This is a genomic window from Pseudomonas putida (assembly GCF_028682395.1).
GTDB classification, from domain to species: domain Bacteria; phylum Pseudomonadota; class Gammaproteobacteria; order Pseudomonadales; family Pseudomonadaceae; genus Aquipseudomonas; species Aquipseudomonas putida_AB.
The window spans coordinates 1-13,199 of the sequence record NZ_JANHLC010000020.1 but is presented as its reverse complement, the minus strand read 5'-3'; the positions used below and the strand labels follow the sequence as shown (position 1 = coordinate 13,199).

General features: G+C 58.7%; 8 protein-coding genes and 1 rRNA gene. 3 read left to right on the top strand and 6 right to left on the bottom strand.

The features are described from left to right. Nucleotides 1-54 precede the first annotated feature (54 nt). Nucleotides 55-170: ribosomal RNA gene (rrf, locus tag NPS46_RS24960) — 5S ribosomal RNA — on the top strand. Nucleotides 171-232: 62 nt separating this feature from the next. On the opposite strand, the gene NPS46_RS24955 is transcribed toward rrf, so the two are convergent. The 4 genes from NPS46_RS24955 to NPS46_RS24940 form a co-directional block, all read right to left on the bottom strand. Then, nucleotides 233-718, bottom strand: a complete 486-nt coding sequence (locus NPS46_RS24955) for an SRPBCC family protein (RefSeq protein ID WP_274112012.1) — start codon at nt 716-718, stop codon at nt 233-235. 18 nt (nt 719-736) lie between these two features. Continuing rightward, the gene (locus NPS46_RS24950) at nt 737-4,201 is read right to left on the bottom strand and encodes an amino acid adenylation domain-containing protein (RefSeq protein ID WP_274112010.1); all 3,465 of its coding nucleotides are present in this window, start codon (nt 4,199-4,201) and stop codon (nt 737-739) included. A gap of 10 nt (nt 4,202-4,211) precedes the next feature. Next, on the bottom strand, nt 4,212-5,141 hold the full coding sequence (locus NPS46_RS24945; RefSeq protein WP_274112008.1) for a diiron oxygenase: 930 nt from the start codon (nt 5,139-5,141) through the stop codon (nt 4,212-4,214). Between the two features lie 462 nt (nt 5,142-5,603). Next, the gene (locus NPS46_RS24940; protein WP_274112006.1) at nt 5,604-6,302 is read right to left on the bottom strand and encodes a GntR family transcriptional regulator; all 699 of its coding nucleotides are present in this window, start codon (nt 6,300-6,302) and stop codon (nt 5,604-5,606) included. A gap of 197 nt (nt 6,303-6,499) precedes the next feature. Here NPS46_RS24940 and lapG point away from each other — a divergent pair, with 197 nt between their 5' ends. After that, nucleotides 6,500-7,198 carry a cysteine protease LapG gene (gene lapG, locus NPS46_RS24935; RefSeq protein WP_274112004.1) on the top strand — a complete coding sequence of 233 codons (699 nt, stop codon included), beginning with the start codon at nt 6,500-6,502 and terminating at the stop codon, nt 7,196-7,198. A 6-nt stretch (nt 7,199-7,204) separates the two neighbouring features. Beyond that, nucleotides 7,205-9,154, top strand: coding sequence for a cyclic di-GMP receptor LapD (gene lapD, locus NPS46_RS24930; RefSeq protein WP_274112002.1), 1,950 nt, complete (start codon nt 7,205-7,207; stop codon nt 9,152-9,154). Between the two features lie 20 nt (nt 9,155-9,174). On the opposite strand, the gene NPS46_RS24925 is transcribed toward lapD, so the two are convergent. Together NPS46_RS24925 and NPS46_RS24920 are read right to left on the bottom strand one after the other, a co-directional pair. Then, the gene (locus NPS46_RS24925; RefSeq protein WP_274112000.1) at nt 9,175-9,513 is read right to left on the bottom strand and encodes a tryptophan synthase subunit beta; all 339 of its coding nucleotides are present in this window, start codon (nt 9,511-9,513) and stop codon (nt 9,175-9,177) included. Nucleotides 9,514-9,664: 151 nt separating this feature from the next. Further along, nucleotides 9,665-13,199, bottom strand: a 3,535-nt coding sequence (locus NPS46_RS24920; protein ID WP_274111998.1) for an immunoglobulin-like domain-containing protein, incomplete at its 5' end; no start/stop codon positions are given.

Sequence of the window (13,199 nt, the reverse complement as noted above, 5' to 3'; positions counted from 1 at the left end):
GTAGAGATTCCTCATTTTTCAATATGCCTCAGTGGCATGTTGAGCACAGAATTTCTTGACGACCATAGAGCATTGGAACCACCTGATCCCATCCCGAACTCAGCAGTGAAACGATGCATCGCCGATGGTAGTGTGGGGTTTCCCCATGTGAGAGTAGGTCATCGTCAAGATCAAATTCCGAAACCCCAATTGCGAAAGCAGTTGGGGTTTTGTTTTTTCAAATGCCTAATTTTTATGCCTGTGAGGACTGATGCTCGGACAGAATCCGAACATTGGCCATCGCATCGTCCATGAACTCCTGGATAAAGTTCTGCAGCTCCTCCAAGGGCTGCTGTGTATTGGCTATGGGGTCGGCAATAACATTCCAGGTAGCCAGGCACTCTCTGTCCGACAATGCTTTAACGCTCATCGAGGCCCAGAGGTTGCCAATACCGAAGGTGTTGAAAATTGTGCTCCAGGTCATATGCATTAATTGATCGTCATAGGCGTTGAGCTGTTCTACAACAATATTGCCGTCCTTGAAGAGTTTCTTGCGCAGGCAGCCAACGCCGGTACCGAGCATTTCTATATTGGAAAGCGCCGGAATGAAGGCCGTGAAGTTGGAGAAGTTACCAACGATACTCCAAACACTCTGTGCGTCCTTGGTCAATACAACCGCAGAGGTGACACGGCAGACAGTGGGGTTTTTTATTAAGGTATCGGGCTGTAGGGTTTGCATAGTTTCTCCAGTCATTTGTTAGATGAAGTTGATTTCTTTCAAGTACTCACACCCTTTACGTAGCAACGCCTCGGATTTGGAGGGGTAGCGCACGCCCATACGGTGGAGCCCAGACAGCGTGTTCCGGTTATCGGTCATCGATAAATTGCCGATCTCTTCTTCCAATCCGTTTAAATAGAAGCCCAGTACACCAAATAGCGCATTGTTGGGGCCTACATCGACGAGCCTCTTTTGCCATTCGGGAACACTGACACGCTCAAATGTTTGGCCCGCTTCGCGAAATGCTTCCACATAGGCATCCCAACTCAGCGGGCGCGGATTGTGCAGATTGAAGACCGCCTCAGCGGGGCGGTGTTGGTTGGCGTGGAAGGCGATGAAACGTGCAAGGAAATCCACGGGCATCAAATCGAAGTCCTCTTCGCAACTGGGAACCTGGCCGAGCTGGAAAGACCCCTTGAGCATCAGAAGCAGGCGATTACTGTGAGGACGGCAAACGCCGCTGAGGCTGTTGAAGCTGATATTGCCAGGCCTGTACAGGTTCACGCTCGTGCCTGCATCACAGGCCCGCTGGAGAATGCGCTCGGCTACCCATTTTGTAAGGTTGTAACCATTTCTAAGATAAATCGGTGGCGTTGGCGCAGCGGGTTGTTCAAGTATTCGACCCTGACCATCCACACCGCTACAGGCGGATAGCGTGGAGATATAGTTGAAGATTTTCTTGCTGCTTCCTTCGCATAGACGCAGGCATTCAAAGATCGACTCGACGTTTTCCTGGGTCAGCGCTTCGTAATCAAGCACATGGTTCACGCGAGCAGCGTTATGGATCAACACACCGTATTGCTGATCAATGTTCTCGTAGTCTTCGGGGCTTAGGCCAAGCCTTGGCTGACTGATATCACTGGCATAGACGCGTACCCGGCTCAGGTCGAGATATTCCAGGCGGTTGCCTCGCAAGGCTTCCTGGAAGCGCTCAGTTGCGGACTGAGTTGCCGTTGCGCGAACCAGGCAGGCGACTTCGCTTGCGCCATTGGCCAAAAGGGACTCGACAATATGCACACCCAGGAAGCTATTGGCGCCGGTAAGTATGTACTTGCGGGGGTCACCCATTCGCGTGCTGGGTAATGGGCATACATCTATGGGCCTTAGGGCATCTTCCATCGCCCGTGTGCTTACGCTGTCGCGGATAGCCACGCCTCGAAGTAGCCTTCCAAGAGTGCTGATCGTGGGGGCCTCGACAAAGTGGCTAATGCAAATGCCGCGACCGAACTGCTCCCGGATCTTGAGGAGCATTCTTGAGAGGAGGATGGAGTGGCCGCCCAGATTGAAAAAGCTTTCCTCGGTAGAGATGCTCTCCGGAGGCAGTTCCAGCAGCTCGGCCCATATTGCGCACAAGCGTTCTTCGTCAATGTTCTGTGGCCGCTGAAGGTGCAGAGGCTGCGTAGCTTCCAGCGGGATCTGCAGGAGTGCCGAGCGGTCGATCTTGCCGTTTGAGGTATAGGGGAAAGTCTCAACGGGGGTATAGGCGATTGGCCGCATGTAGTCGGGTAGCGTTTGGGTGGCATGGCTCCTGGCCCTGGCCAGGGACTCATCCGTTGATGCATCTCGTGGGCCTGACAGAAAAGCCAGTACCCGCTGCCGCTCGTCAAAGATGACCGCGACGTGCCACCAGCTCTCGCTCTCACGCAGGCACTGTTCGATTTCCGCCGGTTCGACACGCATGCCACGAACCTTTACTTGCTGGTCGCGTCGTCCACAGAACTCGATGCCTTCGCTCCCCCAGCGCGCCATGTCGCCTGTGCGATAGGCCCGTACCTCTATGCCTGGGCTGTACTCCAGTGAGAGATAGCGCTCTGCGGTCATGGGGGCATCTCCCCAGTAGCCGAGCGTGACCCCAGGCCCGCTGATATACACCTCTCCTACGTTGTCCCCGGAAACCGGCCGCTGCTCTTCGTCGAGAATAAGCACTTGGCTGTTGGCGATCGGGCGACCCAGAGCGCGATTGTTATCCCCGGCCTGAAAATGCCGCGCGCTGATCAGCACCGTTGTCTCGGTCGGCCCATAGAGGTTGTAGAGATTGCACTGGGCAACCAACCTGTCGATAACCCAGGGCTCGCAGATATCCCCTCCGGTAGTGACATGCTCCACCTCCATTACGTATTCCGGCGGCAGGCAGTTCAGTAGTGCAGGAGGTAGAAAGGCGTGGGTCAGGCTTCGCTCATGAATGAGCTCGAGCAATTGAATGGGATCCCGTCGTTGGTCCTCGGTGGGGATCACCAGTTCGGCGCCCTGGATAAACGTGGGGAGAAGATCGATCAATGAAGAGTCGAAGGCCAGTGATGAAAACTGCAGGACCCGGCTCGATTCGCTCAGTTGCACATAGTCGGCGTACCAGGCCGCGAAATGACTGAGGTTACGCTGGCTGAGCAGAACGCCTTTTGGCTGGCCGCTGGTTCCTGAAGTGAACAACAGCATGCAGGGCGCGTTCTCAGGAGGGCGCTGGCGCATCAGGGGCGACAATGAAGGGCTGCGCGCAAGCGGGGCAACCTGGCTGATATCCAGAGAAGGTAGGCTGTCGCGCAGCGGGTGGTGCCCGTCGTCCAGTAGCAAGGATGCCTGGGAGGATTGGAGCATGTAGCGCTGCCTCTGCAAGGGGCTGGACGGATCCAGAGGCATGTAAATCGCATTGGTGCCGAGTATCGCCAGAATACCGGCATACAGGTTCGTACACTTCGTAAGACAGATCGCGATGACTGGGAGCGACGCAGGGTTTTTCCCGAAGTTGGCAGCCTCTTCGATGCGTTCCCGAATAGCCAGGCTGAGTGACTGCAGTTCGGCATAGCTGCAGGTTCGGTCGGCGCAGGTCAGAGCAGGGCGAAGGGGAAAGGCAGCAAAGCTGGCATCGATACGTTCCATGACCGGTGATTTGGCCAGTAATAGCAAAGACGGTAGCGTGGTGTGGTTGAACACGTGCTCGAAGGCCAGCGCATCCAGGCTCGCCAGCCCCTGTTCCGGGGCCCGGCTCGGCACATGAGGTATGTCATGCTCGAGAAAACTGCCGCTGTTGCGAGAGAGCCGGGCGACCACAGATGAAACCATATCAATCAATGTATCGAGTGCATTGTTCACCAGGTCCTGGCCATTGCCGGTCAGCGGTGGCGCCACCTGCAAACACTCCAGTAACTGACGTTGCCCGGGGGCTTCATACCAGCAAAGCAATTCCAACCGTGGCAGGGCAGATTCCGACTGCTCTGTAACGGCCAAGCGCAAGGCCAGGTGAACGCAGGGGTTGGGTTTGTGGGGCCATTGGTGAACGGGGGGCAGGCTGCCATCTTCCATCAGCAGGTCGATGCTGTTGAGTGGACACTGCTCAAGGGGAGCCGTGTCGGTCAGCCGTACAGCCCCATGGCCTTGCTGCTCCAACTCGCTGGCAAGTATTTGCATTGCTCGGCCTTGGCCAGCCAGGAGGATTTCTAAACGTCTCATGGTGCTTTCCTCAGCGTAGATAGCCGTTGAGCGCCGACTGGACGCAAGGTGAGTCGAGCAGGGTGCTGTTGCGAAAGAACCGCAGAATATTGCTGACCAATGGATGCTTGTGCGCGACCGGAAACACCAATCCGCACGCCTCACGCCTGAGAGACTGGCGAACGGTCTCGGTGACAGGCAGGTGTTGGATCAGGTGTTGGTCGAAGGCTTGCTGGAGATCGTTGGTCAGGTAGTGAGAGAGGAAGGTCGGTAGCACGGTGGCAATCAAGCATCGGTCTTCTTCGCTCGCGGTATTCCAGTACAGGCGGACGAGGTGAGTCCAGAACACGGAGTGACGGCCTTCATCCAGCAGGTGATCGGCCATCAGCCCCTTGATCGAACTCTTGATACTGGAGTCCTTGGCGAAGGCGGCTACATCATGGGTAATGGTGTTTTCGGAGATCGCTACGCAGATCAACTCCACGGCGTCGTGCAAATGTGAGGGCGTCTGCGCCAAGGCCAGGGGGATCGCCCTGCTCAGCTCTATTTCCTCCGGTAACTCAAGCGGGGCCAGGCCGGTCAGTTCAATGGTTTGCTGCATGAAGTCCATGGCAACCAGGGCGTGATAGTCCTCGTCCACCACCACGGTCATGGCGTCATACCGGCAGGCGGGCGGAAAGTTGATCGCGAAGAGATTCTTGGCAATGCGTCGAGCGGTGCTGTCGACGATCTCTGTCTCGAAGATCACGACATCGTTGATGTATTTGTAGAGACTCTGGACCAGCACGAACTCCAGCGCGTGAGAACACTCGCGCTGGAAGGTTGCGCTGAGCACCAGGGGTTGGCGACTCAGCGGAAAAAATAATTTGTCATCGTTTTCGACGCGGCGCCGTGGGCGGGTGCGAATGGTGGCTCGGTCATCCCAGGTTGCGGCGAATGAGTGATAGGCGCCGTTACTCATGGCTTCACCACGATTTTATTCCGGGGGCGCAAGGCGGGTGTCGGTTTGCGGGTTGAAAGAATGGTTGTAAGCATCTTCATGACTTGTCCTTGTCTGGAGAACTTTCAGCATCTGTCTTTAATTCGACGTGGCTTTTATGAGCGTGCAGGGGGCTACGCGTTGCTAAACGTTTGGTTCATGTGCGACTCGTTCAGCGTTGGGGTACAGGCAGGCCAACCGGCAAGGATGGTTTTAATTCCCTACCTGGTAACGCGGTTGGTCTGATGTTGGCGCTCGGCGAGCTAACGGAAGGCTAGTCTGCGAGCGGGCCAGCAACAGGAGGATTTGTAGATGATGCGTGTGGGATATTTCTTTAATCGAGCCAGTCCAGTAAACCTGGCGTGATAGAGCAGACCTGAAGCACCTGCGCTCAATGTGGACAGCGACGGGAATGGGGCCTAGAGGTTCGAGCGCACGATAAATCTACTGTGGAGCAGTGGCTTGGCCGTTGAGGTACTGGGTAATGGCGTCGACCGCCCGCTTGAGGTGGTTTTGCAAGCCGTCAACGCATGCCTCGATGTCACCTTTACGGGCGCTTTCGAGTAGCTCGTGGTGATCATCCTGGCAGCGTTTGCCCAGGTCCATGGCTGAGAGGTTGAAGCGCAGAAAACGCTCTTCTTCGATCAGCCCCTGTTCGACCAGGCCCAGTAGCCTGCGGTTGGGGGCCTTGTTGTACAGGGCCATGTGAAAGAGACGATTGAGCCGGCCGATTTCCGAGAGTTCGATGTCACCTTCGAGCGTTTCGATGCAACGTTGGGCTTCATGGAAGTCCGCCTCGGTGAGTCGCGGGATCGACAAGCGAAGGGCCTCCGTCTCAAGCAGTTGGCGCAGGGCATAAGTGTCTATGGCGCTGCTATCGATCAACTCCGCGACCACCGCGCCCTTGTGAGGGATGACATGCAGTAGCGCCTGCGCTTCCAATTGGCGCAAGGCCTCGCGTACTGGCATGCGGCTGACACCGAACAACTCGGCCAGGGCTTGTTGGCGCAAGGCCATGCCGCAGGGCAGGCGGCCGTCGAGAATTGCACCGCGCAGTGTTTCCTCGATGACCGAACGGGCACTACTCGCCGGGATCGGTCCGCTGACGAGGATACTGCTCAAGGAGTTCAATTTCTTTGCCACTACAACGTTACCTACTACTTCCAATGACTGTTTGAAATCGCCGCCGAGGGACCGCATCCATTGGCTGGAGCCCCGACAGGACTGGCGTTGATCATTTTAGCCTGTCTGTCCGGCGAGCATTGCAGAGTGTGATTGTCTTTTGTCGGATCAACCCTCACCATCGGCTGAGTTTCCATCGGTTACCTGGACTCATTCCATTGCCGCTACCTTCGATTCGCTCTCGGGCACTGCGTTGGCTAGTCGCTGCTTTATTGCTGGCAGGCGTCCTGTCGGGCGCATTGCATGCCGATTGGGATTTCTCCCGGATCAGTCAGCGCGCCGAGGCCCTCTACGGCCCGCTAGGCCCCGGAAAGTCTCGCATAGACGCCTGGCAGCAGTTGCTCTCGACCCAGCGTCAGGCCGATGAAGGCCGGCAGTTACAGGTGGTCAACCAGTTCTTCAACAAACAACTTCGCTACGAAGAAGACATCGACCTGTGGCACGAAGTCGATTACTGGGCCACGCCCATTGAATCGTTGTTGAAGGGTGCAGGAGATTGCGAGGATTATGCGATCGCCAAGTATTTCAGTTTGCGTCGGCTTGGGGTGCCCAGCGAAAAGCTACGCATCACCTACGTCAAGGCTCTGCGCCAGAATCGCGCGCACATGGTCCTGACCTATTACTCAAGCCCCAATGCTGTACCGCTGGTGCTCGACAGCCTGATCGATGCAATCAAACCGGCCAGCCAGCGGACCGATCTGTTGCCCGTTTACTCTTTCAATGCCGAGGGGCTTTGGCTGCCAGGTGCCAAGGGCAACAAGAAGGTCAGCGATACCAAGCGTCTGTCGCGCTGGCAGGACGTCTTGAAAAAAATGCGGGCTGAAGGATTTCCAGCCGAATCGGACAACCAGGAGTAAGCGCAGATGTCTTTGTTCAAACAATTGTTGATCGCCATCTGCCTGTTTCTGGTGGTGGCCTTCAGCGGCAGTTTCATGGTCAGCCTGGAAAGCTCACGGGCGCAGTACGTCAATCAACTGCGCTCCCATGCCCAGGATGCCGCGACGGCCCTGGCGTTGTCGCTGACGCCCAATATCGACGATCCGGCGATGGTCGAGTTGATGGTCAGTTCGATTTTCGACAGTGGTTACTACGCCAGTATCCGGGTGGTCGATATCGCCAGTGACAAGGTACTGGTCGAGCGCAGTGGTATACCAGATGGTGGCGCTGTGCCGGGCTGGTTCGTGCGCCTGATCGACCTGGAACCCGCCGGTGGCGACGCCATTGTCAGCCGTGGTTGGGAGCAGGCTGCGCGGGTCGAGGTCGTCAGCCACCCGATGTTCGCTGTGGCCAAGCTCTGGCAGAGCGCGCTGGGCAGCCTGGGCTGGCTGTTGTTGTGCGGGGCCTTGAGTGCCGTGCTGGGTGCCCTGCTGCTGCGCCGCCAACTCAAACCGCTCGACTATATGGTCGAGCAATCCCATGCCATTGCCCGCCGCGAGTTTCTCAGCCTGCCCGAATTGCCGCGCACCCCGGAATTGCGCCGGGTGGTGCAGGCCATGAACCAGATGGTCGAGAAGCTCAAGGCGCTGTTTCAGGAGCAGGCCGAGCGCAGTGAAAAACTGCGGGTGGAATCCTATCAGGACAGCCTGACCGGGCTGGCCAACCGACGTTATTTTGAAATGCAGCTCAATGCTCGGGTCAGCAACCCCGAACAGGCCAGTTCCGGCTACCTGCTGTTGTTGCGGGTCAATGACCTGACCGGGCTCAATCAGCGCCTGGGCGGGCACCGTACCGACCAGTTGCTGCAGGCCGTGGGCGAACAGCTGCAGCGCCAATGCGCCCACTATCCCGAGACGCAGAATCTGGTGACCCGGATTCGCGGCGGAGAGTTCGCCGTGTTGGCGCCAGGCCTGGTGCGCGAGGAAGTTATCCAACTGGCGCAGAACCTTGAAGCGGCGCTGCACAGCCTGGCAGCGACCGGCGCCAGTGATATCAGCCCCGTTGCCTATATGGGGCTGGCCCCATTTGCCTACGGCGATGCGCCGCCAGCCCTGCTTGGCCTGGCGGACCAGGCGCTGGCCCAGGCGGAGACCCAGGGCGAGGCAAGTTGGGTCTGTCTGGATCACAGTGCGGTGCAGACGGTCGGCGATGACCATCATGCCTGGCATAAGCTCCTTGAACAGGCGCTGCTACAGCGGCGTTTCGAGCTGTTTTTCCAGCCGGTGGTCGCCACTCAGGACATCCGTACGGTCCTGCACTACAAGGTGCTTTCGCGACTGGTCGATGATCGTGGCCAGACCATTGCTGCCGGGCGCTTTCTGCCCTGGCTGGAGCGTTTTGGCTGGATGGCCCGCATGGACCTGCTGATGCTCGAACAGGTGCTCGAACAGATGCGCAGCCATGAACAATCGCTGGCGTTGAACCTCTCGTCGGCGACGTTGCTGGACCCCCAGGCCTTAAACCGGATCTATGATTTGCTGCGTCAGCACGCGGCTCTGGGCCCGCGCCTGACCCTGGAAATCGGTGAGGAGCAACTACCGGACCAGGCCCTGCTTGAACAGTTGACGCGACGCCTGCGTGAGTTGGGTTTCAGTTTGAGCCTGCAACGCTTTGGCGGTCGCTTCAGCATGATTGGCAACCTGGCCCGGCTCGGGTTGGCCTATCTGAAAATCGACGGCAGCTACATTCGCGCCATCGACCAGGAAGGCGACAAGCGTTTGTTTATCGAGGCGATACAGCGCGCGGCCCACAGTATCGACCTGCCGCTGATTGCCGAGCGGGTCGAGACCGACGGTGAGTTGCAAGTAATTCGCGAGATGGGTCTTTGGGGGGTACAGGGTCGGCTGGTGGGTGAGCCCGGGCCGTGGAAACTCTGAGACGGTAGCGGGAGCGGGCTTTAGATCAGCCCGTCTTCGTCGTCATCGATCAGCTGGCTCAAGCCACCCAGCGCTTCACGCGCGTGGCTGCGGTCGATCAGCTTGGCCTGGGCCGCCGCCGGCAGGTCGGTCACGCGGATCACCCCCTTGGTGGTCAGCACCTGGATCAAGTCATCGAGTACCCGGATCATGTCCAGGTCGCTCTGCTTGAGTTGCTGCAGGCTGTTTTCCACCGCTTCGTTGGCATACCAGGCCTGGATCTCGTGATGATCGGCCGGCAACGTGTCGGTGGCTTGGGAAAAAGCGGTCGCTTCCACCCGGATCAGTTGGCCCTGTGCATTGCGTTGCACGTAGAACATTGAACATCCCTCAAGATATTTAAAGCCGCGCCCATTGTTGCCCAGCATAGGCTAAAGCCTGGGTCTTGGCGCAACGGGAGCCATCGCCCCGTGGAACCGGAGCGAAGACCTGGAGAGGCCGGCCACCCGAAGGGTGGCCGGGAGCGGCTGATCAGCCGTGGGAGGCGTCGTGCTTGATGGTCAAGTCGCCACCGGCAATCAACGAGTCGATGCTGGAGCCGGACCAGTTGTTGCCTTCGAGCTTGATGCTCACATCGGCATTGGCCGTACCGCCTTCGGCATTGAGCTTGCCGGCGCTGCTGACTTGCAGGGTCGTCACATTGTCGGTGGTCGTGACCTGCAGGTAGTTGCTCAGGTCGTTGTTGCCGACGTCCTTGAGCAGATCGCTCAGATCGATCTTGTCACCCTGGGCATGGTTGAAGTCCTTAATGATGTCATGCCCGATATCGCCGGCTTTCCAGACAAAGGTGTCCGCGCCCAGACCGCCGATCAGGATGTCGTTGCCCTGGCCGCCGATCAGCGTGTCGTCGCCGGTGCCGCCCAGCAGGATGTCATTGCCCTTGCCGCCGTCGAGCGTGTCATTGCCGCCCTGGCCGAAGAGGATGTCGTTGCCGGCGCCTCCGAGCAGGGTGTCGTTGCCGTCATGGTTGCCCGAGACATCGAAGTCCTTGTAGTGCTCGGCAATGTACTGGTGCACGTTTTTGGCGGAGACATCTGCCAGCGGTGTTTGGGTCTGCTGGGCCACGTAGCCTTGCAGGGCGGTGTAGCCCTCGCCAGTGACACCGTTGAAGCTCACCAGGTCGCCGAACAGGATGTCGTTGCCTTCGCCGCCATTGACCGTATCGTTGCCGGCATGGGCAAGGCTGGAGCTGCCCAGGATGGCGCTGGCCAGGTTGTCGGGGTTGATACCGGTCTGTGGAGGCGTGTCCGTGGCCGAGTGGTAGGGCGCCAGGTGGCCGGCGTCGATATCGCTGTTCAGGCCGATGGCGATTACCTTGCTGCCGGCTTCGCCGAGCAGGATAAAGGCGGCATCTGCACTTTGGGTGCTGACGGTGCCGTTGGTGTCGGAGGTCTTGCCATTGCCCGCTGCCACGGAGAGTTCATAGGTGCCGTCGCCCTGTGGGTGGATGGTGACATTGCTGCCGTCAGACTTCACGACCTCCGAAGTCCATTTGCCTTTTTTGTCTTCCGTCCATTTGTACAGCTTGCCGTCGGCATCGACGAGCAGGCGGCTGACCCCGTCGATTGTGATGGAGTAGGCCTTGCCTGGAACGTACTTGCCGGAGAGTTTCAGTACGTCGTCAAGGTTGGCGTTCAGTTTGCTGTCCATGGCCGACTGGATCACCTGCGGATTGGTCAGGTCCTTGGCGTTATAGGCTGTGGGTTCGCCATCGGTAATGAAGTACGTGAGGTTGGTGGCGCCGACATTGGCCTTCGCTTCCGGGCTGAGGAACCAGTTGGCCGTGGTCTTGAAGACGTCCTCGTAGTTGGTGTAGCCGCCACTGGTGATCGTGGCGAGCATGGCCTTGAGGTTGTCGAGTGCAGTGGAGTTGGACAGGTCGACACTGATCGAGTTCTGCACCTTGGAGTCGAAGTCCACCAGGAATACATTCACCTTACCTGGGGCAGCACCCGGCACTGGTGAGTTGACGCTGTTGATCAGCGAGGTGAAGACCGACTCCAGATTCTTGAGGGTCGCATCCATGGAGTCCTTCATGCTGGAGGAACTGTCGACCATAAAGGCGATGTTGTAGTTGGCCCCTGGGGCCATGGCCAGCCCGCTGATATCGGCGACCATCACGTCATTGCCGTCGGTGCCGGTGAGGCTGTCGCCCTTGGCGGTGCCGGTGTCGGACACATAGGTTGCCGGGTAGACGTTGACGCCCAGTGGAGCGCTGACGGTTTGCGCGTTGCCGAACTGTTCGGTGGCGGTGGAGGTGACGACCAGGGGGAGCGAGCCGACAAAGTACGGCGGCGGTGTCAGGGTCAGGTTCGCCAGGTTCCAGCCCGTCACGTTGATTTCGCCGTTAACGTCGGCGGTGAGGGTGTGACTGGTGGTGCCATCGCTGAGGATCGAACCGGCGGGCAGGCCGCCGATTTTCACACTGAGGGTTTCCGAACCGTCGGTGTCGGTCAGGCCGCTGGTGATGGTACTGAGTTTGATACTGCCACCTTCCAAGCCTTCATTGTAGGTGTAGGCTTGGTAGTAGCCTTCACCGGCACTGCCGTGCAGGTCGGAGACATTCAGGCCCGCCGCCGTCAGGTCGGCAACACCGGTATACAACGGAATATTGCCGCCGCTCAGGTCCATGACCGGGCCGTTGCCCACTTGCAGGTTGACGTCGTAGTTGCCCGGGCCGTTCTGGTTGTGGTGGTAGATATCCAGTGTGTAGAAACCGCTGACCGTTGGCTTGAACGTGCCATTGAGCGTGCCGCCCTCGCCCCATGTGGTGCGCGCCACGGTGGTGCCACCGACGGCAACCAACAGGCTGTCGTCGCCGGTGCCGCTGAAGGTGTAGGTCTTACCGGCTTCGAGGTAGATCAGGCCGGAAGTTTTCGAGGCGACGTTCTGCGCCACTTCGCCATTGGACTGTACGTCAGTGACTGTGGTCTTGGTGGCACTGGCCGGACTGGCCCCGTCGATGGTGCTTTTCAGCAGGGCGCTGCTGGCCCCGTTGCCTGTCCCGTTGAGGGCATTCAAGCCGGTCCAGACTTCCTTGATCAGGCCGGTGGACACCACCGTATTGCCGGCGATGCTCAGGGTTGGCGTATCGGCCAGGGGGGTGATATCGACCTTCAGCGTCGCTTCGCTGCCCGTTGCGCTGCCGCCGACAGGCTGGAACTTGATCTGCGCGTAGTCGGCTTGTTTGTTGCCCACGCCATTGCCGCCGTAGGCATCGGTGCCTGATTCGTTGTGGTCTGGGGTGAAGATCAGCTTGCCGCCGTCGATGTTGGCCTTGCTGATGAACTGGCCCTGGGTCACGTCGACCAGCGTGCCGTTGACGTTCAATTGCAGCTTGCCGTCGACCGGCAGGCCGGTGATGTTCACCCCCTGGGTAAGCACGGTGCCGTCGATGGCGCTGATGCCGAAGTGGGTCCAGGTCAGGGTCAATGGCTGGTCTTCGACGCCTTGGGCATGGGCGAGGCTCGATGTTGGTACATCGTTGTCGAAAATGGTGGTGGTGATGTTGCCCTGGGTGCTGCTGGTCACGATGTTCTCGAACTTGCCACCGGTCGCCGACTCCACCTTGATGGTGAAGTGTTCGGTGTTTTCGGCGATCAGGTCGTTCAGTGTCTCGATCGTGAAGGTCGTGCCGCTGCTGCCCTTGGGGATGGTAATGGTGGTCTTGCCGGTGAAGTCGCTGCCGTCGACGGCGGTGCCGCTGTAGCTCAGGGTGACGGTGACGTCGGCCTCGGCCTGGTGGGTCAGGGCCAGGCTGTAGTGGGCAGTATCGCCCTCAGTGACCGAAGCGCTGCCCGTTAGGCTGATGACGGTGTCGTCGACAGTGTCGGTGACCGCCGTGCTGGTGGTAGCGCTGGTGTTGAGTTGCTCGAAGTTGCCCCCGGTAGTGCCAGTGATCGTTACTTCGACCGGTTTGTTGCCCGTGTACACATCATTTGGAGCCACAGAGGTGGCGCTGTCACTGGCGCTGGCACCCTTGAGGATGGTCAGGGTCTTGTCGTTA